Here is a 22117-nt window from a genome sequence, read left to right as displayed (position 1 = left end):
TCCTTCTTGGGGCGCCTGGCGGCGCAACCCCCGCGCCTGACCGCATACGTTCGCCGGATCGGTGGCCGCTTCCTTCTCCCCAGGAGCGGCCCGTGTTTCTGGGAGGCGGTGTCGCGCAAGAAAATTGATTGCCTGGGGGCCAAGGCTCATGTTGGCTGGTCAGCATGGCTGAACTGCGTACCGAGCGCCTCATCCTGCGCCGATGGCGTGACTCCGACCTTGAACCGTGGGCGGCCATGAACGCCGATCCCGAGGTCCGGGAACACTTGGGCGACCTGCTCACCCGCGAGCAGAGCGATGCCTCCGTGTCGCTCTTTCAGGCCGAGTTCGACCAGCGAGGCTACGGATGGTGGGCGGTCGAGGTGGAGGCCACGCGTGAGTTCATCGGCTTCGCAGGCTTGGACGAAGTGGACGACCACATGCCGTTCACAGGAGTGGAGATCGGCTGGCGGCTCGCCCGCTCGGCCTGGGGCCAGGGCTACGCCACCGAGGCTGCGCTGGCGGTCCTGGCCCACGGCTTCGACGTTCTTGAGCTTCCTGAGATCCTCGCTGTCACAACGGCCACCAACCTTCGTTCCCAGGCGGTGATGCGCCGGATCGGCATGACCCGTGACCCGGCCGACGACTTCGACGACCCCACCGAGCCCGAAGGGCCACTGCGTCCGAACGTCCTGTACCGCATCGCCCGTAGTGCGAGCATCTGACGTTCTCCACCAGGGGCGTACGATCAGGCTGCGGCGGAGACGGGGCGTCCGCCCCATCGGATGCCTCTCTCACTGCGGATGCGGGTGCGTTCCTTGCGTTGGGCGGCGAGTACGTCGGGGTGGCGGGCGTCGGCGCACGTTGTACGCCCGCCATCCGGCCGTCGAGCCATCACGAGCCGCGCGCCGGATCGCCTCCCGCTACGCCGACCTCCGGCGCCTGCGCCGTCCGTCAGGAATGATCCACAAGACGCTGTCGTCGTAGCCGGCCGACCTCAATCGACGTGGGGATGCCTCTGCCGCAGATAGTCGTTGAGCTGTCGCCACTGGGTCGGATGGATGTCGAGCGTGTGCAGCTCGCCCGGCTCGACCCAGCGCACGTCGCTCGCCTCGTCGTTGGCCTCCGGACGGCCGCCGACCGGGCGGGCGATCAGCATCACCTCGTACTCCTGGCGGACCTCTCCGTCGGTGTAGGCCACGATGTGGCCCGGGTCGGAATAGACACCGAGGAGGCCGGTGGGCTCGACGCGGACGCCGGTCTCCTCCTCCGTCTCCCGTACGGCGCACTGTGAGGGGGTCTCGCCGATCTCCATCTTGCCCATCGGCAACGCCCACTGGCCGGTGTCGCGCCGGCGCTGCATGAGGATGCGGCCGGCGTCGTCCACGGTCACCGTCCCGCAGGCCGGCACCAGGCTGTTCGCCTTCGGGGCGTCCGGGGCGTTCCAGTACTCGACTCGTCCCATGGGGAATGCCTCCTCAGACTTCCGCGCCGGACCACGGAACGGCTCCGGCCCAGACTCGCTCGAACGATGACATGTAGTGCTCGGCCATCGTCCCTCCGTCGAGGCGATGGAAGTGGAAGGTCGGGTTGGCGGAGGCTGGTCCGCCGTACGCGTGCGGGTTGACCAGGATGTCGTCGTCGTAGCGGAACAGAGAGGCGTACAGAGTGGTCGCGTGCAGACGGATCTCGCAGCCATCGAGGTCCGGCAGCGTCCGGTAGTAGGTCAAGGATGAGCGGATCTTGGCGGGCAGCGTTCCGCTCAGCCCTTCCTCGCGATCTCGCGTCTCCACCGACTGCGCGTCGGGGTCGCCGAAGCACAACCTGATCGCGCCGCCGCGCCGCCGGCCTAACCCTGGGTGACGGCCTTGTGGACGTCGCTGAGGAAGCGTTCGATGGTGGCCTGTTCCGTGGTGTCGTACCGGCCCATGAGGGTGACGATCTCGTGGATGAGCGGGCCGAAGAAGGTCCAGCCCAGCGTGACGGCGCTCTCGTCGACCTTCAGCAGCACCCGCCGCCGGTCCTGGGTGTCGCGTTCCCGGCGGACGTGACCGAGCCGTTCCAGACGGTCCACCACCGCGGTGGTGCCCGCGGAGTTGAGGCCGAGGTGCGCGCCCAGCGTTCCGGGGGTGGCGGGGGTGCCGGTGCGGGCGGCGTCGAGAAGGCAGATGAGGGCGCGTACGTCGGTCGGGTGCAGGGCGTTGTCGGCGGCGAACCGCTCGCCCATGCGGTCGAGTTCCACGGTGACGGCGCGCAGCAGATGGACCAGCCGCATCCCGGCGTCCTGATCGTCCACGTTCCCGGCATGCTCAGGCCGCATCGTCATGCCACCAGTATGGCATTATCTCGCCCAGCGAGATTATTGCTGAGCAAGCTATTCAGTAAGGTGCGGCATGTCCGACTTCCTCTCCGCCTACGACGCGGTCCTCGAACGCTGGCCGGTTCCGGTCGAGACGATCGACCTGCCGTCGGCGTACGGCACGACCCGGGTGAACGCGTGCGGCCCCGCCGACGGCCCGCCGCTGGTCCTGCTGCACGGCGGCGGCACCACGGCGGCGATGTGGTTCGCCAATGTCGCCGCGTTCGCCCGCCGCCACCGGGTGTACGCCGTGGACCGCATCGGCGAGCCGGGGCGGAGCGTCCGGGGCGAACGCCCTCCTCGTGACGTCCGCGACCTGCTCGGCTGGCTGGACGGGGTGCTCGACGGGCTCGGGATCGACAGCGCCGCGGTGTGCGGACACTCCCACGGCGGGTGGATCGCCCTGACGTACGCCTTCCACGCCCCCCGGCGGGTCGGGCGGCTCGTCCTGCTCGACCCGACGCAGTGCTTCGGCGGGTTCCGGGCGGGATACCTGGCCCGCGCGCTGCCCACCCTGCTGCGGCCGACGGCCACGCGCGCGCGGGCCTTCCTGGCGTGGGAGACCGGCGGCGCGCCCGCCGACCCCGCATGGCTGCGGCTCTACGGCCTGGCCGCGGAGTTCCCGGACACGAAGGTCGTCACCGGGAAACGCCCCGAGCCCGGATCGTTGCGCGCGCTCACCACACCGGCCCTCGTGCTCCTCGCCGGGCGTGGCAAGGCGCACTCCCCGCACCGCGTCGCCTCCGCCGCCGCCCGCCTGCTGCCGGGCGCGCGGACCGCTGTGCTGCCGCGCCTGTCCCATCACGCGATGCCGTGGCACGAGCCCGCCGACCTCAACGCCCGCGTCGTCGACTTCCTCGACGAACAAGCCACCTGACTCGACGGACGAGCCGCCTGACTCGACGTCGGCGCGCCGCCGCCCTCCTCCGGTGGAACCGCGTCTCTCGGAGGCGCGCGAGGATGCCCGTCTCGCCGCCCCGGAACTTAGACTCCCTGGCAATCCGCGACGTAGCAGGCCGTGAGGAGACTCCCATGTCGTCCGCGCCCGAGCAGGAATCGCTGGCCGCGCTCGCGGCCCGTCACGGGTTGCGGCGATCCGTGGCCCGGCCGGACATGCGCGTCTACCTGCGCCGATTATGGGAACGACGGCACTTCGTCCTGGTGTACGCGACCTCCCGCACCGCCTCCAAATACTCCGCCTCCGCGCTCGGGCAACTCTGGCAGGTGCTGACGCCGCTGCTGAACGCCGGCATCTACTGGGTCATGTTCGGCCTGGTCCTGGGCGGGCACGAGCACATCGCGAACTATCCGGCGTTCCTCGTCACGGGCATGTTCGTCTTCACCTACAGCCAGCGGTCGGCCTCCGCGGGGGCCAAGTCCGTCTCGGGGAACCTCTCGCTCATCCGCGCCCTGCACTTCCCCCGCGCGGCGCTGCCCCTGGCGTACACCCTTCAGGAACTGCGGCAGTCGGCCGTCTCCATGGGCGTGCTGCTCGTCCTGGTGGTCGTCATGGGGGAGTTCCCCACCTGGTACTGGCTGCTGATCCCGGTCGTCCTGCTGCTGCAGACGATGTTCAACACGGGGCTGAGCCTGGCCCTGGCGCGTCTGGGGGCCTCGCTGCGCGACGTGAACCAGCTCCTGCCGTTCGTCCTGCGGACCTGGCTGTACGCCTCCGGCGTCTTCTTCTCGATCCAGTACAAGATCGTGGGATATCCGGACCCGGCCACCGGCAGGCCGGTCGGAGGGGTCGGGCTGCCGCAGTGGGTGGCGGACGTCATGTACCTCAACCCGGCCGCCTCCGTCATCGAGGTCATGCGCGGAATCCTGATCCACACCTACAGCCCGCGCCCGATCGTCTGGCTGAGCTGCGTGTTCTGGGCGGTCGCCGGACTGACCCTCGGGCTCTGGTACTTCTGGCGGGCCGAGGACACCTACGGGCGCGGGTGAGGGCCGGAAAAGGGTTCGCGTGCGGGGGGCGTGCTCTGATTTGCTCCACATCATGACGTCTGCGTGGGTCGGCGAGCGCGTGCGCCTGAGGGCCATCGAACCGGAGGACTGGGCGGCGTTCCTCGCCTTCGACGAGGACACCGACGCGGCCAGGAACGGCTGGCGGCTGCCTCCGCCCCGCTCGGCCGCCCAGGCGCAGAAGTGGGCCAGGGAGCTGGCCGAGCAGGAGTCCGACATGGACGAGCTCCGCCTGGTGATCGCCGACGCGGCCGACGGCCGCCCGGTCGGCATGCTCAACACGCACGAGGTCGAGCGCGTGCACGGCACGTTCTGCTACGGCATCTCCATCGGCACGCCCCACCACCGCAAGGGCTACGCCAGCGAGGCGATCGTCCTGCTGCTGCGCTACATGTTCGCCGAGCGCCGCTTCCAGAAGGCCGAGGCGTGGGTCTACAGCTCCAACGACCCGTCTCAGGCCCTGCACCGGCGGCTCGGCTTCGTCGAGGAGGGCCGCCGGCGCAGGAGCCGCTTCGCCGCCGGGCGCTACGACGACGGGATCCTGTTCGGGATGACGGTCGAGGAGTTCACCGAGCTCTACGGCTGAAGCTCGGCCCGCAGCCGCCGGGTGGCCTCGACGACGTGCGCCAGCGACGCCTCCACCTGCTCGTACGTCCGCGTCTTCAGCCCGCAGTCGGGGTTGACCCAGACGCGCTCGGCCGGCAGCGCCGCCAGCGTCCTGCGCAGCAGGTCCTCGACCTCGTCCGCGCCGGGCACGCGCGGGGAGTGGATGTCGTACACGCCGGGCCCGAGGCCGCGGCCGAACGCGCGCACCGCGCCCAGGATGCGCGCCCCCGAGCGGGCCGACTCGATCGTGGTGACGTCGGCGTCCAGGCCGTCGATGGCGGCCAGGATCTGGTCGGCGTCCGAGTAGCACAGGTGGGTGTGGATCTGGGTGCGGTCGGCCGCACCCGAGGTGGCCCGCCGGTAGGCCGCCACCGCCCACTCCAGGTAGTCGGCCTGCGCGGCCCGCCGCAGCGGCAGCAGCTCGCGCAGCGCGGGCTCGTCCACCTGGATGATCGACACCCCGGACGCCTCCAGGTCGCGCACCTCCTCGCGCACCGCGTCGGCGACCTGGAACACCACGTCACGCAGCGGCAGGTCGTCGCGGACGAACGACCAGGCCACGATCGTCACCGGCCCGGTGAGCATGCCCTTGACCGGCTTGTCGGTGAGCGACTGCGCGTAGGAGGCCCAGCGTACGGTGATGGGCCCGGGACGGCCGACGTCGCCGTGCAGGATCGGCGGCCGGGTGCAGCGCGACCCGTACGACTGGACCCAGCCGTTCCTGGTGACCGCGAACCCGTCCAGGTGCTCGGCGAAGTACTGGACCATGTCGTTGCGCTCGGGCTCGCCGTGCACGAGCACGTCCAGGCCGAGGCGTTCCTGCACCCTGATGACGTGCTCGATCTCGGCCTCGACGCGCCGCTCGTAGTCGTCCTCGGACAGCGTGCCGGCCACCACGGCCGCCCGCGCCGCGCGCAGCTCGCCGGTCTGGGGGAACGAGCCGATGGTGGTGATCGGCAGCGCCGGCAATCCCAGGTGGGCGGCCTGGGCGGCGGCCCGGACGGCGTACGGTGCACGTTCCTCGGACGCGGCCGGCGAGGTCAGCGGCACCGAGGGCGCGACGGGGGCCGGACCCTGGAAGTCCGACCGGGCCAGCGCCACGACCTCGGCCACCTTCTGCTCGGCGAACGCCAGCCGTTCCCGCAGCGCCGGATCGAGGTCGGGCTCGGCGTCCACGTCGTAGGGCACGTGCAGCAGCGAGCACGACGTGCTCACCGTCACCCGGTCCGCCCGCACGCCGCCCAGGGCGGCCAGCGCGCGCTCCGGCGAGGTGCGCCACACGTCCCGGCCCGACACCACGCCGGCGACCACGGTCTTGCCCGGCAGGTCGGGCACGGCGCCGCCGCGCACCAGGTCAATGCCGATCGCCTCCACGGGCGTGCCGGCCAGCACCGGCAGCGCGGGGCCGAGGTCGCCGAAGTAGGAGGCCACGAACAGTCCAGGGCGGGCGGTCGCCGACCCCAGCCGGTCGTAGGCGTCGCGGACGGCCTCCAGCTCCTCGGGAGTCCGGTCGCCGACCAGCGCCGGCTCGTCGAGCTGCACCCAGGCGACGCCCTCGGCGGCCAGCGCCGCGAGCAGCTCCTCGTAGCAGCCGAGCACCTCCTCCAGCCGCTCGGGCGCCCCGGCCAGCAGCAGGAACGTCACCGGCCCGACCACGACGGGCCGGGTCTCGTAGCCCAGCGCGCGGGCCTCGCGCACCTCGGCGAGCGGCTTGGAGGCGTCCAGCTTGAAGACGGTCTCCGGGCCGATCTCCGGCACGATGTAGTGGTAGTTGGTGTCGAACCACTTCGTCATCCGCAGCGGCGCCAGGCCCTCGGTGCCCCTGGCCATCGCGAAGTAGGGGTCCTCGGCCGCGCGGTAGCGCTCGGGCACCGCGCTCAGCAGCACCGCGGTGTCCAGCACGTGGTCGTACAGGGAGAAGGTGTTGGACGGCAGCCCCTCCAGGCCCAGCTCGGCCAGCCGGCGCCAGGTCCGCTCCCTGATCTCGGCGCCCGTCCGTTCCAGCTCCGCCCGGCCGGACCGCCCGTCCCAGTACGACTCCAGCGCCCGCTTCAGCTCCCGTCGCGGCCCGATCCTCGGATATCCGAGCACCGTGGACGTGGGGAATGGCGACATCTCAGCTCCTCGATCACGTCGGTCAGATGGCGGAATCGTGTCGGGCACCGCCGAGGTCGTGCATCATTGATAAGTGCTGCTTATGCTCAAGGAGATCCACTGCTTCCTCCTGGTCGCCGAGCGACTCGGCTTCTCGGCCGCCGCCGCTGACCTCGGCATGTCGCAGCCCGCCGTCAGCCAGGCCATCACCCGGCTCGAACGTGCCGCCGGGGTGAGGCTTTTCGAGCGCAATGCCCGCGAGGTGCGGCTCACGGCCGAGGGGAAGGGCCTGCTGCCGTACGCCCGGCAGGTGCTCGAATCGGCCCAGGCGTTCACCGCCGAGGCCGCCAGACTGGCCCGCCCGACCATTCACCTGGCTTATCCACCGTTGGTGGGGACACTGGCCGCGCGCATCGCCAGACGGCTGGCCGGGCGCGTTCCGGCGATCGGCGTGGAGCTCGTCGTGGCCGGCCGGGGCGCGGCCGCTCAGGCGCTGGGGAGCGGGGAGGTCTCGGCCGCGATCCTGGCCACGCCGGCGCCCGCGCAGTTCGTCACGGCGGCCCGCTTCCACGTCACCGTGGACCATCTGGCCGTCCCGCTGGGGCACCGGCTGGCCGGGCATGGCAGGGTCACGCCGGGCGATCTGGGCGGGCAGGTGCTGCTGACGCCGGGGAGCCGGCCGTGGCCGGGGCTGCCGGGGCGCTCGCGGATGGTGGCCGACGACGACTTCGCCGCCGCGCTCGACCTGGTGGCCGCCGGGGCGGGGCTGCTGCCGATCCCGCAGCTCCTGGTCAGGGCCGTCAGGCGGGAGGACGTGCGGTTCGTGCCGCTGGAGGCGGGGGAGCTGCGCATCACCTACGCGCTGGCCTGGGCGCGGGAGCGGGTGACGCCGGAGCTGATGGCGCTGGTGCAGGCGGTGCAGGACGCGCTGTGGACCAGATGAGCGGGTCTAGTCGACGGCCAGGTTCTTCAGCGCCTCCCGGCGGCTCAGGCCCGAGATGCCCTTGGCGCGTACGTAACGCACGACCTCGTCGGGATTGGTCTTGGCGTACTCCCGTAAGGCCCAGCCGATGGCCTTGCGGGCGAAGAAGTCGGTGTCGGACAGGCTGGGTTCGATGCAGGCGTACAGCAGGGCGGTGTCGGTGCGGGACTTGAAGCGGTTCTGGCACAGGATCGCCGTGCGGCGCTTCCACAGGTCGTCGCCGGCGGCCCAGTCGAGCACGAGCGGGCGCATGGTGTCGGGGAAGGCGGTCAGCAGGCCGCCGACGCGGTGGGTGGCCAACTCGTCGACCAGGTCCCACCAGGCACCGGTGACGATCATCTCCTCGTACATCGGCACGGTGTAGAGGGTCTGGAAGTCGCGGTAGTAGTGGTAGCCGGTCAGCTCGACGGCGGCGTAGCGCTCCTCGCGGAACTCGGCCTCCCGCCACAGCGAGAGCACCGCGCGCCGCCACTCGGGCGCGGAGTCGATGCGGTGGTCGGCGAACACCCGCCTGAGCGCCGCCCGCCTCGGCGTCGCCTGCACGCCGAGGAAGGGCATCTCCGACTTCATGTACGCGCGCATCGGCTCGGCCTTGTGCGGCTCGGCGATCTCCTGCAGTGCCAGCCGCACCGCCTTGCCGAGGCTCATCCCTGGCGCTGGGTCGTGCGCTCGCCGGTGGCGAGGCCGTCGAACAGCACGGTGATGTAGTGCTCGGCCAGGGCGGTGGTGTTGAGCCTGCCGCCGGGACGGAACCAGCGCACGGCCACCCAGATGGTGTCGCGGATCATCCGGTAGGTCAGCTTGGGGTCGACGTCGGCCCTGAACAGCCCGGCCGCCTGACCGGCCTTGATCTGGGCCACCCAGATCTGCTCGACCTCGTCCTCGGCCTTGACCAGGTAGTTGAAGCGCTCGAACTGGCGCAGGTAGTTCCAGTCGTTCTGCATGACGGTGATCGCGGCGCGGTGGGGCTCCAGCGTGCCGAAGCCGATGCGGACCATCTCCGACAGGACCGTGCGGGCGTCGGCGTTGTTGTCGACGGCGGCGCGGTAGCGGGCGATGAGGTCGTCGAGGAAGGTGGACAGCACCTCGTCGACGATCGTCTCCTTGGAGTCGAAGTGGTGGTAGAGGCTCCCGGACAGGATGCCCGCCTCGTCGGCGATCTCGCGTACGGTCGTGGCCTGGAAGCCCTTGCGCGCGAAGAGCTCCGCGGCGAGTTTGACGAGATGGTCGCGCCGCTCGGAGGCCGCCCCCGAGGTGGCGCGCTGGCGCTTCGCCGGTGACGTGGTGGTGCCGGAGTTCTTTCGCGTGGTCACGTTTCCATTATGAGCCCTCAGACAATCGCTTGTTCACGCAACAGGCCCAGCTCGTACGGCCTTACCTTGCTTACCAAGCGCTTGTTAGGATGCTGAGATGAGTGAGGCTTACATCGTCGCCGCCGTCCGCACCCCGGTCGGGCGCAGGAACGGCGGGCTGGCCGCGGCCCACCCGGCCGACCTCGGCGCGCACGTGCTCCGCGAGCTGATGGACCGCGCGGACGCCGACCCCTCCGCCGTGGAGGACGTCATCTTCGGCTGCGTGGACACGATCGGGCCGCAGGCCGGCGACGTCGCGCGCACCTGCTGGCTGGCCGCCGGGCTGCCGGAGGAGGTGCCGGGCGTCACCGTCGACCGCCAGTGCGGCTCCTCGCAGCAGGCCCTGCACTTCGCCGCCCAGGCCGTGCTGTCGGGCACGAACGACCTGGTGGTCGCGGGCGGCGTGCAGAACATGAGCATGATCCCGATCTCCTCGGCCATGCTGGCGGGCCGGCCGCTCGGGCACGAGACCCCGCTCGCCGGGTCCAAGGGCTGGGCCGCGCGGTACGGCACGGCGGAGGTCTCCCAGTTCGCCGGAGCCGAGCAGATGGCGGTGGCCTGGGACCTGTCGCGCGAGGACATGGAACGCTACGCCTACGAGTCGCACCGCCGCGCGCTGCGGGCCGTGGACGAGGGGCGGTTCCGGCGCGAGATCGTCCCCTACGAGGGCGTCGCCGACGACGAGGCCCCGCGCAGGGACACCACGCCGGAGAAGATGGCCGCGCTCAGGCCGCTGACCGAAGGGGGACGGCTCACGGCGGCGCTGGCGTCCCAGATCTCCGACGGCGCGGCGGCGCTGCTGGTCGCCTCGCCCCGGGCCGTACGCGACCACGGGCTGACCCCGCGTGCCCGCGTGCACCACCTGTCGGCGCGTGGCGCGGACCCGGTCATGATGCTCTCCGCGCCCATCCCGGCCACCGCCCATGCCCTGGGCAGGACGGGCATGGCCATCGACGACTTCGACGCGATCGAGGTCAACGAGGCGTTCGCCTCCGTCGTTCTGGCCTGGATCAAGGAGACCGGCGCCGACCCGGCCCGGGTGAACCCCAACGGCGGCGCCATCGCGCTCGGCCATCCGCTCGGCGCGACCGGGGCGGTCCTGACCGTGAAGCTGCTGCACGAGCTGGAGCGCACCGGCGGCCGGTACGGCCTGCAGGCCATGTGCGAGGGCGGCGGACAGGCGAATGTCACCGTCATAGAGCGCCTCGCCTGAGAGCCGGGCCGCGGCGACTGGAGTGGCCATTTCCGGCATTGGTTGAATTCGACACGGAAGGAACGTGGCTGACATCAGAAAATGCCTCTAGCAAATAGGAAACTTTCCTATTAGATTTCGGGTCATGCCCCTCAGCGGTGACCTTCTTCGCCTCGCCGACGCCGTCCTCCTCCCTGGTTTCGCGGGAAGGACGCCTCCGGACTGGATCCTCCGCCGACTCGGCGAGGGACTGGCCGGTGTGGTGTTGTTCTCCCGCAACATCGCCGACCCCGCCCAAGTGGCCCGGCTCACCGCCGCGCTGCGTGCGGAGAACCCCGCGGTGCTCGTCGGCACCGACGAGGAGTCCGGCGAGGTCACCCGGCTGGAGGTGAGCACCGGCAGCAGTCGTCCCGGCGGGTACGCCCTGGGCGTCGTGGACGACGTCGGCCTCACCGAGGCGCTGGCCAGGGACCTGGGCGGCGACCTGGCGGCAGCGGGCATCACGATCGACTTCGCCCCCTCCGCCGACGTGAACTCCAACCCCGACAACCCGGTCATCGGCCTGCGCGCCTTCGGCTCCGACCCCGCGCTGGTGGCCAGGCACACCAGGGCGTTCGTCCGCGGCCTGCAGTCGGCCGGGGTGGCCGCCTGCGCCAAGCACTTCCCCGGCCACGGGGACACCACCGTCGACTCCCACCACGGCGTGCCCGTGGTGGCCGACGCGGGCATCGAGGAGGCGCTCTTCCCGTTCCGGGAAGCGATCAAGGAGGGGGTCAAGTCGATCATGACCGGCCACCTGCTCGTGCCCTCCTACGACGCCGAACTGCCCGCCACGCTCAGCCCGAAGGTCCTCACGGGCCTGCTGCGCGAGGAGCTGGGCTTCCAAGGAATGATCATCACGGACGGCATAGAAATGGCCGCGGTGTCGGGGGCGTACGGGATCGGGGGCGCCTCCGCCCGCGCCATAGCCGCGGGAGCCGACGCGATCTGCGTGGGCGGCGAGCGGGCCGACGAGGCCACCGCCATCGAGGTCCGCGACGCCATCGCCGCCGCCGTGACCGATGGACTGCTGCCCGAGGAGCGACTGGCCGACGCCGCCCGCAGGGTCCGCGAGCTGGCCGCCTGGACCACCTCCTCGGGCAGCCCCGTACCGGAGGACGGCTACCTCGGGCTCTCCGCGGCCCGGCGGGCCGTACGCGTCACCCGCAGGTCCACCGCGCCCGTGCTGCCGCTCACCGGGGCGGCGCACGTGGTCGAGCTGACGCCCGAGATGAACCTGGCCATCGACAAGGGCACCCCGTGGGGCGTCGGCGAGCCGCTCGGCCGGCTGCTGCCCGGCACCGCCGTCACCCGGCTCGCGGCCGCGGACACGACCGGGGCCCGGCTGGAGCGGCTGATCGGCGAGGTGGGACAGCGTCCGCTGGTGATCGTGGTCCGCGACGCCCACCGCTACGCCTGGCAGGGCGAGGCGCTACGGCACCTGCTCAGCGCCCGCCCGGACGCCGTCGTCGTGGAGATGGGCCTGCCCGCCCGCTCCGACCTCGGCGCCGTGCACATCGCCACGTACGGGTCGGCCCGGGTCTGCGGCCAGGCGGCGGCGGAGGTGCTCACCGGTACGCTGTGACACCGTGAACCTCGACGGCGAAGACCTCTCCCACAGCCGCCCGGCCCTCCACGGCGACGGGCCGCACATCTTCCGCGGCTGCGACCTGACCGAGGCCGACCTGTCCGGAGCCGCGCTGGCCGGCGCCCTGTTCGAGTCCTGCGTGCTCGACGGCGCCGACCTGCGCAAGGCCGACCTCGACGGCGCGGTCTTCAAGGGCGGCGGCGGCATGCGCCCGAGGTTCAACGACGCCGACCTGATCGACGCGACGTTCACCGACGTCGACCTGTCCTCGGCCCAGTTCGGCGGCGCGCTGCTGACCGACGCCTCCTTCACGGGCTGCCGCATGATCGGCGCCGCGCTCACGGCCTCGCGCGGCACCGGTTTCAAGGTCGCCCGCTGCAACCTGACGCTGGCCAACCTCGGCGGCTGCTCGCTGCGCGGCGAGTTCGTCGAGGGGGTGCGCTTCGACGACGCCGACCTGTCGGGCTGCGACTTCACCGAGGCCACCTTCAGCGACTGCCGGTTCATCGGCACGCGGCTGCTCAACACCACGTTCGCCAAGGCCGACCTGCGCGGCGCCGACCTCGGTCAGCCCGACGACGCCAAGCTGCGCGCCTTCACCGGCGCGATCATCAACCAGGCCCAGGCCAACGCCATCCTCGCCGCCCGGGGCATCACCGTCCTGTGAGCCGGGCCAGGCTCCCGCGCACGTCCTCGGCCTCGGCCATCACCCGCTCGATCAGCTCGGCGCACGACGGCAGGTCCTCGATCACGCCCACCACCTGACCGGAGGCCATCACCCCGAGGTCGGCCCGTCCGTCCACCATCGCCGCCCGCAGCAGCACCGGCGTGTTGGCCGCCTGGAGCACCTGCGCCCAGGTCAGCTCCCGGCCGCGCCGCATCCGCCGTCCCTCGCGGACCAGCGCGGCCCACGACAGGCCGGACAGCCGCCTGAACCGGGCGCCGTTCAGCACCGCGCGCAGCAGCCGCGACCGTTCCAGCGAGGCCACGAACGGCGTGCTGAGCACGCGGTGCGGCACGCCGTCCACACTGGTCGTCACGACGGTCTCGCGGGCGGCGAGGTAGACGTCCTTGACCCCGCCGGGCACCGGGGACTCGCGGGTCAGCAGGAAGCGGGTGCCCATGGCGATCCCGCACGCGCCGTAGGCCAGCGCGGCGACCAGGCCCCGGCCGTCGAAGAACCCGCCCGCCGCGATCACCGGGATGTCCACCGCGTCCACGACCTGCGGCAGCAGCAGCGTGGTGGCCAGCGGGCCGGTGTGCCCGCCGCCCTCGCCGCCCTGCACGATCACCGCGTCCACGCCCCACGCGGCCACCTTCTCGGCGTGCCGGCGCGCCCCCACCGACGGGATGGTGACGACCCCCGCGTCCTTGAGCCGGGCGACCAGCTCCCGCCGGGGCGCCTGGGCGAACGACGCCACCCGCACCCCCTCCTTGATCAGCACCTCCACCCGCTCGGCCGCGTCGTCGGCGTCGGAGCGGAGGTTCACCCCGAAGGGGGCGTCCGTGCGCTCCTTCACCCGCCTGACCGCCGCCGTCATCTCGGGCACCGACATGGTCGCGGCGCCGATCACGCCCAGCCCGCCCGCCGCCGAGACGGCCGCGGCCAGCCGGGCGCCCGCGACGTACCCCATGCCGGTCTGGACGACGGGATGGCGGCAGCCGGTGAGCTCGGTCAGGGCGGTCCTCACGCCGCCACCTCGCGGTCGCGCGCCCGTCCGGGGTCCAGCCGGTCCAGGACGGCCAGCTCCCCGGCGTCCGGCTCCCGCGTCGTGGGCACGTCCGGCGGGACGACCAGCTCGAAGCCCGTGGCGGCCACCACGTCGGCCACGCTCACGCCCGGATGGGTGGACACCAGGCGCATCGAGCCGTCGGCGGTGGCGAAGTCGAGCACCGCCAGGTCCGTCACCACCCGCCGCAGCTCGTACGCCCCCCGGTCGGTCCCGAGCCCGCTCACCATGTCCACCTCGGGCACGAACACCCGGCGGGAGTGCCGCGGGATCCAGTAGCTCGTCGGGTCGCACCGCGTGTTCCCCGGCGCCCCGCGCACCCCCAGGAGCTGGGCCTTGGGCCGCGCCCAGTCGCCGATGCAGGAGATGTTGCTGTTCCCGTGCCGGTCGATCTGGCTCGCGCCGAGCATCACGTGCCGCCGGCCGTTCAGCACCAGCCACAGGTGCTCCCGGAACGGCAGCCAGCCCTCCACCACCCCGGGCGCCGCCCCCAGCGCGGGCACGTCGCCGGTGAGCAGGCAGACGCCGTCGTGGGTGAGCAGGTCGGGCTCGAACGTCAGCCGGGCCAGCCGCGCGGCCAGCACCGTGACCGCGCCGCCGATCCCGGCCGCCAGGATCTCCCCGTCGCCCCTGAACGCCTCCGCGCAGGCCAGCACGCACACGTCGGCCCTGCTCACCTCAGTTCCCCTCATCGACGCCGCCCTCCACGTACCGCCGCTGCCGTTCCTCGTCGCGCCCGTAGTCCGGCTCGCACGAGGTGAACCCCGCCCCGCCGGGCGCCTCGACCACGCCGGTCACCATCGACCGGCTGATCAGCAGCGACTGCACCGGCCCCTCCTTCAGCAGGTCGGCGGTGTCCACCAAGCGCTCGCACGACACGTAGCAGCGCCCGGCCGCCTTGGCGTACAGGTCGTCGAAGTACGGGTCGGGGCCCAGGTACTGGGCGTTGCCGCGGGCGTCGGCCCGGTTGAGGTGCACCAGGGCCACGTCCATGGTCAGGGCGGGCACCGCGACCAGCTCCTCCCCGTCCCCGTACGGCGAGCGCACCGTCCGCAGGTCCGGGTTGACCCGCATCACGCCGGACCCCAGCCCGGCCCGCGTCGGCAGGAACGGCAGCCGGTGCGCCGCCGCCAGCAGGCCGAACATGAACATGCCCTCGTCGTACTCGGCGAACTCGACCGCGCCCGCCTGCCGGGCGGCCCGGAAGTGCGGTTCGAGGGGGATCGAGTCGAGCGTGACGAACGGCGCCACCACCTTGCGCACCTTGCCCGCCGCGCACAACATGCCGACGTCCGGGCCGCCGTAGGAGACGATCGTCAGGTCCCGGACGGGCGCCCGCAGCAGGCCGCCCACCAGGGCCATGGGCTTGCGCCGCGAGCCCCAGCCGCCGATGCCGACCGTCATCCCGCTCTCCACCGAGGCCGCGACCTCCTCGACGGACATCACCTTGCTCATCGGAACCGCTCCCTGTGCTCGTCGCCCATGCCCATGAGGTTCAGCTCGAAGGTGAAGCCCTGCTCGAAGCGGTAGCTGCGCCGGACGTCCACGGGGTCGATGCCGTTCAGCGACTCCTTGGCGCGGCGGATCACGTACGGGTCCTTGTCCGCGATCAGCCCGGCCACCTCCATGGCCGCCTCCCGCAGCTTGTCGCGCGGCACCACCTCCAGGACCGACCCGAACGCGTGCAGTTCGGCCGCCGTGACGTTCCTGCACGTGTAGACCATGGCCCGCATGAGGTGCTGGGGCACCAGCCGGGCCAGGTGCGTGGCGGCGCCGAGCGCCCCGCGGTCCACCTCGGGCAGCCCGAAGTAGGCGTCCTCGCTGGCCACCACCACGTCCGCGTTGCCCGCCAGGCCGACCCCGCCGCCCAGGCAGTGGCCGTGCACGGCGGCGATCACCGGCACCTCGCACTCGTAGACGGCCGCGAACGCCTCGAAACACTGCCGGTTCGCCCCGACCAGCGCTGTGTGCCCGGGATCGGCCTGCATCTCCTTGATGTCCACGCCGGCGTTGAACCCGCGTCCCTCGGCCCGCAGCACCACCACCCTGGTCGCCGGGTCGCGCCCGGCCGCGCGCACGGCCGCCGCCAGCTCGGCCCAGCCCCGCACGGTCAACGCGTTCACCGGCGGCACGTCCACCACGACCTCGGCGACCGGCCCGTCCCGCAGTGTGATCCCCATCGCGCTCCCTGGTCGCACCTAACGCTTGCTTGGTACGGTAGCACCCGTGACGGTCACTTACGACTACACGGGCAGGTCCGTGCTGGTGACGGGCGGCACCCAGGGCATCGGCGCGGGCATCGCCAGGGCCTTCCGCGCGGCCGGCGCCGACGTGACGGTCTGCGCCAGAAGGGACCCGGGCCCCTTGGACGGTCTGCGCTTCGTCCAGGCCGACGTGCGCGTGCCGGAGGACGTCGAGCGCCTGGTCGCCGGGTTCGACCGGCTCGACGTGGTGGTCAACAACGCCGGCGGCTCGCCGCCCGCCCCCGTGTCGGGCACCTCGCCACGCCTGCACGCCCGCGTCATCGAGCTCAACCTGACCGCGCCCCTGCTGGTGTCCCAGCGGGCCCACCCGCTGCTGGCCGCCGTCCGCGGGGCGATCGTGATGATCGGCAGCGTCAGCGGCGCCCGTCCCTCGCCGGGCACCGCCGCGTACGGCGCCGCCAAGGCGGGCCTGCACCACCTGGCCCGCTGCCTGGCCGCCGAGTGGGCCCCCGAGGTCAGGGTCAACTCGGTCGTCGTCGGCCTGGCCGGCACCACGGCGGCCGAGCGGTACACCGGCCACGGGCGGGCGGACGCGACCATCCCCGCGGGCCGCCCGGCCACGCCCGCCGACGTGGCCGGGGCGTGCCTGTGGCTGGCCGCCCCCGGCTACGTGACCGGCGCCGAGGTGCGGGTGGACGGCGGCGGCGAGATCCCCGCCTGGCAATACCTGGCTTCCGGCGATATTTCCTGATATCTGTTCATGATCCCCTTGGGAGGTCTTGTGGGCATTTGCGCTGGCCGTGTGGTGATCGTGACAGGCGCCGGACGCGGCATCGGCAGGCAGCACGCCCTGGAGTTCGCCCGCCAGGGCGCCCGCGTCGTGGTGAACGACCTCGGCACCGCCCGCGACGGCGGCGGCGCGTCCGCCGGCCCGGCGCACGAGGTCGTCGCCGAGATCGAGGCCCTCGGCGGCCGGGCGGTGGCCAACTGCGACGACGTGTCCGACTGGGCCGGCGCCGCCCGCCTGGTCAAGACCGCCGTCAGCGCGTACGGCCGGCTGGACGTGCTGGTGAACAACGCCGGCTTCCTGCGCGACCGGATGCTGGTCTCGATGACCGAGCAGGAATGGGACGACGTCGTCCGCGTGCACCTCAAGGGCCACTTCCTGCCGCTGCGGCACGCGGCCGCGTACTGGCGGGAGCGGTCGAAAGCGGGGGAGGAGGTGTCCGGCAGGGTGGTCAACACCTCGTCGGGCGCGGGCCTGCTCGGCAGCGTCGGCCAGGGCGGCTACTCGGCGGCCAAGGCCGGGATCGCCGCCCTCACCCAGGTCGCCGCCGCCGAACTGGCCCGCTACGGCGTCACGGTCAACGCCATCGCGCCCGCCGCCCGTACCCGGATGACCGAGGAGGTGTTCGCGGCCACCATGGCCAGGCCGCCGTCCGGCTTCGACCCCATGGACCCGGCCAACGTCGCCCCCCTCGTGGTCTGGCTCGGCTCGGCGGCCTCCGCGCACGTGACGGGCCGGGTGTTCGAGGTCGAGGGCGGCACGATCTCCCTGGCCACCGGCTGGCGCCACGGCCCCGCCGCGGACCGGGGCGCCCGCTGGTCGCCGCAGGAGGTCGGCGAGGCCGTCGCCACGCTCCTGGAGGCCGCCCCCGAACCCGAACCCGTCTACGGAGCCGCCCCCTGACGTCCTCCCGCCGGAAAGGGCGTCAGCGCATCGACGACCGGGCGGTGGGACGCAGGCGGAAGCGCACCGGCGAGGCGGTCAGGCGGCCGTCGAGCAGGGAGAGGTCCGCCTCGCGCTCGTCCTCGGGCCGGGCGAAGCGGGTGAACCACACGAACACGTTCTCCCCGGTCCGGACGGGCAGGCGGGGAAAGGTGTTCTCGGCGTGCTCGCTCTCCAGGCAGCCGACCGGCGGCGTCCCGGCCTCGGCCAGCGCGGGCGCGACCTGCCGGGCGAAGAAGTCGGCGAAGCCCTCCTCGACGTGGCAGATCGTCGCGACGTAGAGCGCGGCGGGCGGTTCGGCCGCGACCGAGGCCGGCCGGTCCCAGGACGGAAGCGGCGGCCCGGACGGGTGGAGCAGGAGCACGTCGTCCGAGTCGATCATCGTGGCGTTGGCGGCGTCGCGGTGGGCCGCCCAGACCGGGCCGCCGTAGAAGCCCTCCAGCGCCGCCCGGCGGGCCTTCATGTCGGGGAAGGCGCGCAGCCAGGTGAAGGTGTCGGGGGCGTCGAGGTCGCGGAAGGTGCCGGCGACGCGCATGCCGAGCGCCTCCTGCGGCTCGACGAACTCGCGCTCGAACAGCGTGACCAGCGTGTCGCGCCGCCCGGGGTGCAGGGTGTAGCGCCGCAGTTCGTAGATCATGGCCGGACCGTAGGGCCGGGTCACTGCCATCTCATGTCAGGGTGGGCCACGAACAATGTTCTGATCACTCTCGGCTACCATATGGCAACGCAGAGTTATATAGTCGCATTGACCTTGATCCGAATGGGTCACAGAAGGTCAAAAAGGGGGCGGTGGCTGCCCAGGGCCCTGGTGCCCCGCCGCTTCCCAAGGGGTCCTCACCGGTAAGGAGCAGAAGTGATCAAAAGGCTGAGCGCCGCGGGTGCCGTCCTGGCCGCGGCCGCCGGCGTCGCCATGGCGGCCGTTCCCGCCCACGCTGACACCTGGTCCGACAACTGGAGCAGCAACAGCGACTCGTCGCAGGCCGGCAACAACTTCGGCGACGTCTCCGCGGCCAACCACGGTGGCTGGGACTCGACCAACGTCAACAACATCAACGGCATCGCGTCCACCGCCACCGACGGCGGCGTCGCGGTGACCTACATCTTCCACTGACGTCCGTACAGCTCTGAAGGAAGGGACATCGACATGATGAAGAAGCTCTGCGTGACCACCGGCGCCGTCGCCGCGGCCGCCGCCCTGACGCTCCTGTCCTCCCCGGCCTACGCCGACATCACCTCGGGCAACTCCAGCTCCAACCACGACACCTCGCAGTCGGGCAACAACTTCGGCAACGTCGTGAACGTCAACGTGAGCGGCACCGACGCCACGAGTGTCAACAACGTCAACGGCAACGCCACGACCGCCACCGACGCCAGCCACGCCGGCTCCAGCGTCGACTCCTAACCGGACCCGGGGGCGTCCTCCGGCGCGGAGAGGGCGCTCCCGTACGGGCCGGGTCGAGATGACCCGGCCCGCCCCCACTACCATCCGTGGATGACGAAATGCGCATATGTCACCTTTGACGACCGAACCGGCCAGGACGACGAGCGTGACCTCGCGCTCTCCCACTGGCAGGCCCACGGCATCGAGGCCCGCGCCGAACGCTGGGACGACCCCGAAGCCGACTGGAGCGCCTACGACGCCGTCGTCGTGCGATCGGTCTGGGACTACATCGACCGGCGCGAGGAGTTCCTGGCCTGGGCCCGCAGGGTGGAGTCCGTCACCCGGCTGCTCAACCCGGCCGCCGTCCTGGAGAGCAACACCGACAAGACCTATCTGAGAGACCTGGGCGTGCCGACCGTGCCCACCCACTGGTCCGCCGACGACCTGCCCGACTGGCCGGAGTACGTCGTCAAGCCGGCGATCTCCGCCGGGGCCCGCGACACGACCAGGACCACCGACCGGGGCAAGGCCGCGGAGCTGGCCACCGCCCTCCAGGCCGCGGGGCGGCAGCCGATGGTCCAGCCCTACCTCGACATGGTGGAGTCGGAGGGCGAGACCTCCCTGCTGTACTTCAACGGCCGCCTCAGCCACGCCGTCCGGCGCCATCCGATGCTGGCGGCGGGCGCGACCTTCGACCACAACGCGCGGGCCGAGCTCCGCACCCCGGCCCCGGACCAGGTCGACCTGGCCGAGAAGGTGCTCGCAGCCATTCCCCACGCCCTTCTCTACGCCAGGATCGACCTGGTCCGGCTGTCCGACGGCACGCCGGTGGTCATCGAGCTGGAGCTGACCGAGCCGTACCTGTTCCTGCGTTACGCGCCGGACGCCGCGGCGAACCTCGCCCGGGCCCTGGTCGAGCTGGTCTGATCAGCAGGAGATCCCGCCGTCCACCGGGATGACCGTGCCCGTCAGGTACGCCCCCGCCCGCGAGGACAGGAAGATGGCCGCGCCCGCCATGTCGTCGGGCCGGCCGATCCGTCCCAGGGGGATGTTCGAGGCGATGGCGGCGCGGGTGGCGGGATCGTCCAGGGCGAAGGCCATCATCTTGGAGTCGAACGGCCCAGGGGCGATGGCGTTGACCGTGATGTGGTCCTTGGCCAGCTGCCTGGCCAGGTGGCGGGTCAGCATGTGCACGGCCGCCTTGGTGGAGGAGTAGGCGTAGCTCTCCAGGGCGGGCACCCGGATGCCGTCGATCGAGCCCACGTTGATCACCCGGGCCGGGTCGTCCGCGCCGGCCGCCTCCCGCAGGTGCGGCAGGAACTTCTGGGTCAGGTAGAACACGCCCTTGACGTTGATGTCCCAGAGCTTGTCGAAGGCGTGCTCCGGATACTCCTCCAGAGGTGCGCCCCAGGTCGCGCCGGCGTTGTTGACCAGCACGTGCAGCGGGCCGCCCACCGCCGTGACCAGCGTGTCCACCCCTTCGGGCGTGGACAGGTCGGCCTGGACGGCCGTGCACCCCAGCTCTGTGGCCGTCTTCTCGACCTCCGCCGACTTGCGCGCCGATATGACGACGGTCGCGCCCGCCTCCACGAACCCGGCGGCGATCATGCGGCCGATGCCGCGCGAACCACCGGTGACGACGACCGTCTTGCCTTCCACCGAGAACAGAGTCATGTTCCGGAAGCATGCCATACCGACCGGTCGGTTACTAGCTGCCCGCGTCCTTCACCCAGAGTCGCAGCAGCCCGCGGAAGTGCTCGGTGAACCGCTCACGCTCGCCCGCCGGGTACGTGGCCGCGACCGTGTCCACCAGCAACCGGTCGAACTCCGGCCCGGCCACCCAGTCCAGTACGACCTCATCGAGGTGCCCCAGATGGGTACGGCAGAACTCTTCGTACCGGTCCACCTCGAAGTAGCGGTCGGCCAGCTTCCGGTACTGGGCCAGCCGTTCCCCGTAGTCGCCGGTGACCTCGAAGTAGTCGTGCGTCTCCAGGTCGATGCGTGGGCGGCGGCGGGTGGCCACGCAGAACACGCTCCACTTCACCAGCGCCTTGATCGCCCAGGGGAAGTAGTAGTGGAGGCTGGTCAGGGCCACGTCGGGGCAGGCGTTGGCGTAGTCGATCGGGTGCACGTCCGTGCCCTTGACCAGGGTCTCGCAGGAGTTGAACTCCCAGCGGAAGAACGCGTTCACCAGCCGCCCGACGGTGACGACCTCCTCGCCCACCGACGGCGAGAGGAACTCGTGGTCCACGGCGTAGCGGTCGTGCATCGGCTCGTCCGGGCGGAAACGCATGACCATGGTCTCCGCGCCGATCGACAGCGACCTGGCGAAGGCGTCGTACCCCTCGACGGACTGCTGGAGGTGCATGAGCATCTCGCCGCTCTGGTCGTAGGCGCGGTGCAGCTCGTCGCGGTCGCGCACGCGGGAGACGCCCCGCCAGGCCCCGCCGTCGTACGGCTTCATGAACAGCGGGTAGCCGATGCGCTCGGCGACCGCGTCGAGGTCGAAGGACCGGTTGTAGCGCTCGGCGGTGTAGGCGTAACGGGCGTTGTCCAGCGGGTTCTTGTACGGCACCAGCACCGTCTCCGGCACCTTGAGGCCCAGCCGCATCATCGCGCAGTAGGCCGCGTGCTTCTCCATCGACTGGAACGTGAACGGGCTGTTCAGCAGATAGACGTCGTCCATCATGGCGATCTTCTTCAGCCACTCGCGCGGGTGGTAGTACCAGTACGCCAGGCGGTCGATCACCAGCTCGTGGCGTGGCTTGGCGCGCAGGTCGAACGGCTCGATCGTGATGCGCTCGACGTCGAACTCGCCCACCCCCTTGATCGGCCCCAGCCGGCGTAACACGGTCTCGAACGCCGCCGGCCAGTCCTCCTCGGTCCCCAGCAGCAGCCCAATGAGATGACGCACGAT

The 22117-nt window shown here is 71.8% G+C and carries 26 protein-coding genes; 13 read left to right on the top strand and 13 right to left on the bottom strand.

Annotation, left to right across the window (positions count from 1 at the left end; all coding sequences use genetic code 11):
- Positions 1-164: 164 nt before the first annotated feature.
- Complete coding sequence (locus tag ABZ815_RS06140) at positions 165-704, top strand: GNAT family N-acetyltransferase (RefSeq protein WP_357694504.1); 540 nt, start codon at positions 165-167, stop codon at positions 702-704.
- Positions 705-976: 272 nt separating this feature from the next.
- Here the strand turns inward: ABZ815_RS06140 and ABZ815_RS06135 are convergent, their stop codons facing one another.
- From ABZ815_RS06135 to ABZ815_RS06125, 3 genes are read right to left on the bottom strand one after another with little or no spacing between them, the layout of a single operon-like run.
- On the bottom strand, positions 977-1444 hold the full coding sequence (locus ABZ815_RS06135) for an NUDIX domain-containing protein (RefSeq protein ID WP_125647161.1): 468 nt from the start codon (positions 1442-1444) through the stop codon (positions 977-979).
- A gap of 13 nt (positions 1445-1457) precedes the next feature.
- A complete protein-coding gene (locus tag ABZ815_RS06130; protein ID WP_357694501.1) occupies positions 1458-1802 on the bottom strand; it encodes a hypothetical protein in 345 nt (114 codons plus the stop codon).
- 26 nt (positions 1803-1828) lie between these two features.
- Complete coding sequence (locus tag ABZ815_RS06125) at positions 1829-2305, bottom strand: MarR family transcriptional regulator (RefSeq protein WP_357694499.1); 477 nt, start codon at positions 2303-2305, stop codon at positions 1829-1831.
- Positions 2306-2372: 67 nt separating this feature from the next.
- Between ABZ815_RS06125 and ABZ815_RS06120 the strand changes: the two genes are divergently transcribed.
- From ABZ815_RS06120 to ABZ815_RS06110, 3 genes are all read left to right on the top strand, one after another.
- Positions 2373-3215 carry an alpha/beta hydrolase gene (locus tag ABZ815_RS06120; protein ID WP_357694495.1) on the top strand — a complete coding sequence of 281 codons (843 nt, stop codon included), beginning with the start codon at positions 2373-2375 and terminating at the stop codon, positions 3213-3215.
- A gap of 155 nt (positions 3216-3370) precedes the next feature.
- The gene (locus tag ABZ815_RS06115) at positions 3371-4285 is read left to right on the top strand and encodes an ABC transporter permease (RefSeq protein WP_357694493.1); all 915 of its coding nucleotides are present in this window, start codon (positions 3371-3373) and stop codon (positions 4283-4285) included.
- 52 nt (positions 4286-4337) lie between these two features.
- A complete protein-coding gene (locus tag ABZ815_RS06110) occupies positions 4338-4889 on the top strand; it encodes a GNAT family protein (protein WP_357694491.1) in 552 nt (183 codons plus the stop codon).
- Here ABZ815_RS06110 and metE read toward each other — a convergent pair.
- Positions 4880-7024, bottom strand: a complete 2145-nt coding sequence (gene metE / locus ABZ815_RS06105) for a 5-methyltetrahydropteroyltriglutamate--homocysteine S-methyltransferase (RefSeq protein WP_357694489.1) — start codon at positions 7022-7024, stop codon at positions 4880-4882. The two genes, ABZ815_RS06110 and metE, sit on opposite strands and share 10 nt — an antisense overlap.
- Before the next feature lie 82 nt (positions 7025-7106).
- Between metE and ABZ815_RS06100 the strand changes: the two genes are divergently transcribed.
- Entirely contained in the window at positions 7107-7946 is an 840-nt protein-coding gene (locus tag ABZ815_RS06100) for a LysR family transcriptional regulator (protein ID WP_357694673.1), read from the top strand.
- A gap of 6 nt (positions 7947-7952) precedes the next feature.
- Here ABZ815_RS06100 and ABZ815_RS06095 read toward each other — a convergent pair whose 3' ends face one another.
- A complete protein-coding gene (locus tag ABZ815_RS06095) occupies positions 7953-8633 on the bottom strand; it encodes a DNA alkylation repair protein (RefSeq protein ID WP_357694487.1) in 681 nt (226 codons plus the stop codon).
- A complete protein-coding gene (locus tag ABZ815_RS06090; protein WP_357694485.1) occupies positions 8630-9298 on the bottom strand; it encodes a TetR family transcriptional regulator in 669 nt (222 codons plus the stop codon). Before ABZ815_RS06090 ends, ABZ815_RS06095 begins: the two co-directional genes overlap by 4 nt.
- Positions 9299-9395: 97 nt before the next feature.
- Between ABZ815_RS06090 and ABZ815_RS06085 the strand changes: the two genes are divergently transcribed.
- The 3 genes from ABZ815_RS06085 (at position 9396) to ABZ815_RS06075 (ending at position 12823) form a co-directional block, all read left to right on the top strand.
- Positions 9396-10550, top strand: a complete 1155-nt coding sequence (locus ABZ815_RS06085) for an acetyl-CoA C-acetyltransferase (protein WP_357694483.1) — start codon at positions 9396-9398, stop codon at positions 10548-10550.
- A gap of 124 nt (positions 10551-10674) precedes the next feature.
- On the top strand, positions 10675-12153 hold the full coding sequence (locus tag ABZ815_RS06080; RefSeq protein WP_357694482.1) for a glycoside hydrolase family 3 N-terminal domain-containing protein: 1479 nt from the start codon (positions 10675-10677) through the stop codon (positions 12151-12153).
- 4 nt (positions 12154-12157) lie between these two features.
- Positions 12158-12823 carry a pentapeptide repeat-containing protein gene (locus ABZ815_RS06075; protein ID WP_357694481.1) on the top strand — a complete coding sequence of 222 codons (666 nt, stop codon included), beginning with the start codon at positions 12158-12160 and terminating at the stop codon, positions 12821-12823.
- Here the strand turns inward: ABZ815_RS06075 and ABZ815_RS06070 are convergent.
- The 4 genes from ABZ815_RS06070 to ABZ815_RS06055 are packed head-to-tail and all read right to left on the bottom strand — an operon-like array spanning position 12810 to position 16066.
- Positions 12810-13847, bottom strand: coding sequence for a nitronate monooxygenase family protein (locus ABZ815_RS06070; protein WP_357694480.1), 1038 nt, complete (start codon positions 13845-13847; stop codon positions 12810-12812). The two genes, ABZ815_RS06075 and ABZ815_RS06070, sit on opposite strands and share 14 nt — an antisense overlap.
- Positions 13844-14578 (bottom strand): CoA-transferase, encoded by a 735-nt coding sequence (locus ABZ815_RS06065; protein WP_357694478.1) that lies wholly within the window; start codon positions 14576-14578, stop codon positions 13844-13846. Before ABZ815_RS06065 ends, ABZ815_RS06070 begins: the two co-directional genes overlap by 4 nt.
- Complete coding sequence (locus ABZ815_RS06060) at positions 14565-15341, bottom strand: CoA-transferase (protein ID WP_357694476.1); 777 nt, start codon at positions 15339-15341, stop codon at positions 14565-14567. The genes ABZ815_RS06065 and ABZ815_RS06060 overlap by 14 nt, the downstream gene beginning before the upstream one ends.
- Complete coding sequence (locus ABZ815_RS06055; RefSeq protein WP_357694474.1) at positions 15338-16066, bottom strand: enoyl-CoA hydratase family protein; 729 nt, start codon at positions 16064-16066, stop codon at positions 15338-15340. Before ABZ815_RS06055 ends, ABZ815_RS06060 begins: the two co-directional genes overlap by 4 nt.
- A 46-nt stretch (positions 16067-16112) precedes the next feature.
- Here ABZ815_RS06055 and ABZ815_RS06050 point away from each other — a divergent pair, with 46 nt between their 5' ends.
- Together ABZ815_RS06050 and ABZ815_RS06045 are read left to right on the top strand one after the other, a co-directional pair.
- Positions 16113-16841: an SDR family oxidoreductase gene (locus ABZ815_RS06050; RefSeq protein ID WP_357694472.1), complete on the top strand. Its 729-nt coding sequence runs from the start codon at positions 16113-16115 to the stop codon at positions 16839-16841.
- Positions 16842-16850: 9 nt separating this feature from the next.
- Positions 16851-17780 (top strand): SDR family oxidoreductase, encoded by a 930-nt coding sequence (locus ABZ815_RS06045; protein WP_357694470.1) that lies wholly within the window; start codon positions 16851-16853, stop codon positions 17778-17780.
- A gap of 22 nt (positions 17781-17802) precedes the next feature.
- Here ABZ815_RS06045 and ABZ815_RS06040 read toward each other — a convergent pair whose 3' ends face one another.
- The gene (locus ABZ815_RS06040) at positions 17803-18456 is read right to left on the bottom strand and encodes an NIPSNAP family protein (RefSeq protein ID WP_357694468.1); all 654 of its coding nucleotides are present in this window, start codon (positions 18454-18456) and stop codon (positions 17803-17805) included.
- A 216-nt stretch (positions 18457-18672) separates the two neighbouring features.
- Here ABZ815_RS06040 and ABZ815_RS06035 point away from each other — a divergent pair, with 216 nt between their 5' ends.
- The 3 genes from ABZ815_RS06035 to ABZ815_RS06025 all read left to right on the top strand — a co-directional run bounded on the left by ABZ815_RS06035 (position 18673) and on the right by ABZ815_RS06025 (position 20127).
- Positions 18673-18930, top strand: coding sequence for a hypothetical protein (locus tag ABZ815_RS06035; protein ID WP_357694466.1), 258 nt, complete (start codon positions 18673-18675; stop codon positions 18928-18930).
- Positions 18931-18963: 33 nt separating this feature from the next.
- A complete protein-coding gene (locus ABZ815_RS06030) occupies positions 18964-19221 on the top strand; it encodes a hypothetical protein (RefSeq protein WP_357694464.1) in 258 nt (85 codons plus the stop codon).
- Positions 19222-19311: 90 nt separating this feature from the next.
- Complete coding sequence (locus ABZ815_RS06025) at positions 19312-20127, top strand: hypothetical protein (protein ID WP_357694462.1); 816 nt, start codon at positions 19312-19314, stop codon at positions 20125-20127.
- On the opposite strand, the gene ABZ815_RS06020 is transcribed toward ABZ815_RS06025, so the two are convergent.
- Positions 20128-20874, bottom strand: coding sequence for an SDR family oxidoreductase (locus ABZ815_RS06020; protein WP_357694460.1), 747 nt, complete (start codon positions 20872-20874; stop codon positions 20128-20130). It abuts the gene before it with no gap.
- Between the two features lie 34 nt (positions 20875-20908).
- Complete coding sequence (locus ABZ815_RS06015) at positions 20909-22114, bottom strand: hypothetical protein (protein WP_357694459.1); 1206 nt, start codon at positions 22112-22114, stop codon at positions 20909-20911.
- Between the last annotated feature and the right edge of the window lie 3 nt (positions 22115-22117).

The sequence above is a fragment of the Nonomuraea sp. NPDC047529 genome (genome assembly GCF_040642995.1).
GTDB lineage: Bacteria > Actinomycetota > Actinomycetes > Streptosporangiales > Streptosporangiaceae > Nonomuraea.
The sequence above is the reverse complement of the archived record's forward strand: the minus strand, read 5'-3'. Positions and strand labels throughout refer to the sequence as shown.

Excerpts from the sequence above, each read along its gene's own strand:
- ABZ815_RS06140 (WP_357694504.1), top strand. The coding sequence starts at position 165 with ATGGCTGAACTGCGTACCGAGCGCCTCATCCTGCGCCGATGGCGTGAC.
- ABZ815_RS06135 (WP_125647161.1), bottom strand. The coding sequence starts at position 1,444 with ATGGGACGAGTCGAGTACTGGAACGCCCCGGACGCCCCGAAGGCGAAC.
- ABZ815_RS06125 (WP_357694499.1), bottom strand. The coding sequence starts at position 2,305 with ATGACGATGCGGCCTGAGCATGCCGGGAACGTGGACGATCAGGACGCC.
- ABZ815_RS06120 (WP_357694495.1), top strand. The coding sequence starts at position 2,373 with ATGTCCGACTTCCTCTCCGCCTACGACGCGGTCCTCGAACGCTGGCCG.
- ABZ815_RS06115 (WP_357694493.1), top strand. The coding sequence starts at position 3,371 with ATGTCGTCCGCGCCCGAGCAGGAATCGCTGGCCGCGCTCGCGGCCCGT.
- ABZ815_RS06110 (WP_357694491.1), top strand. The coding sequence starts at position 4,338 with ATGACGTCTGCGTGGGTCGGCGAGCGCGTGCGCCTGAGGGCCATCGAA.
- metE (WP_357694489.1), bottom strand. The coding sequence starts at position 7,024 with ATGTCGCCATTCCCCACGTCCACGGTGCTCGGATATCCGAGGATCGGG.
- ABZ815_RS06100 (WP_357694673.1), top strand. The coding sequence starts at position 7,107 with ATGCTCAAGGAGATCCACTGCTTCCTCCTGGTCGCCGAGCGACTCGGC.
- ABZ815_RS06095 (WP_357694487.1), bottom strand. The coding sequence starts at position 8,633 with ATGAGCCTCGGCAAGGCGGTGCGGCTGGCACTGCAGGAGATCGCCGAG.
- ABZ815_RS06085 (WP_357694483.1), top strand. The coding sequence starts at position 9,396 with ATGAGTGAGGCTTACATCGTCGCCGCCGTCCGCACCCCGGTCGGGCGC.
- ABZ815_RS06080 (WP_357694482.1), top strand. The coding sequence starts at position 10,675 with ATGCCCCTCAGCGGTGACCTTCTTCGCCTCGCCGACGCCGTCCTCCTC.
- ABZ815_RS06065 (WP_357694478.1), bottom strand. The coding sequence starts at position 14,578 with ATGAGGGGAACTGAGGTGAGCAGGGCCGACGTGTGCGTGCTGGCCTGC.
- ABZ815_RS06060 (WP_357694476.1), bottom strand. The coding sequence starts at position 15,341 with ATGAGCAAGGTGATGTCCGTCGAGGAGGTCGCGGCCTCGGTGGAGAGC.
- ABZ815_RS06055 (WP_357694474.1), bottom strand. The coding sequence starts at position 16,066 with ATGGGGATCACACTGCGGGACGGGCCGGTCGCCGAGGTCGTGGTGGAC.
- ABZ815_RS06045 (WP_357694470.1), top strand. The coding sequence starts at position 16,851 with ATGATCCCCTTGGGAGGTCTTGTGGGCATTTGCGCTGGCCGTGTGGTG.
- ABZ815_RS06040 (WP_357694468.1), bottom strand. The coding sequence starts at position 18,456 with ATGATCTACGAACTGCGGCGCTACACCCTGCACCCCGGGCGGCGCGAC.
- ABZ815_RS06030 (WP_357694464.1), top strand. The coding sequence starts at position 18,964 with ATGATGAAGAAGCTCTGCGTGACCACCGGCGCCGTCGCCGCGGCCGCC.
- ABZ815_RS06025 (WP_357694462.1), top strand. The coding sequence starts at position 19,312 with ATGACGAAATGCGCATATGTCACCTTTGACGACCGAACCGGCCAGGAC.
- ABZ815_RS06020 (WP_357694460.1), bottom strand. The coding sequence starts at position 20,874 with ATGACTCTGTTCTCGGTGGAAGGCAAGACGGTCGTCGTCACCGGTGGT.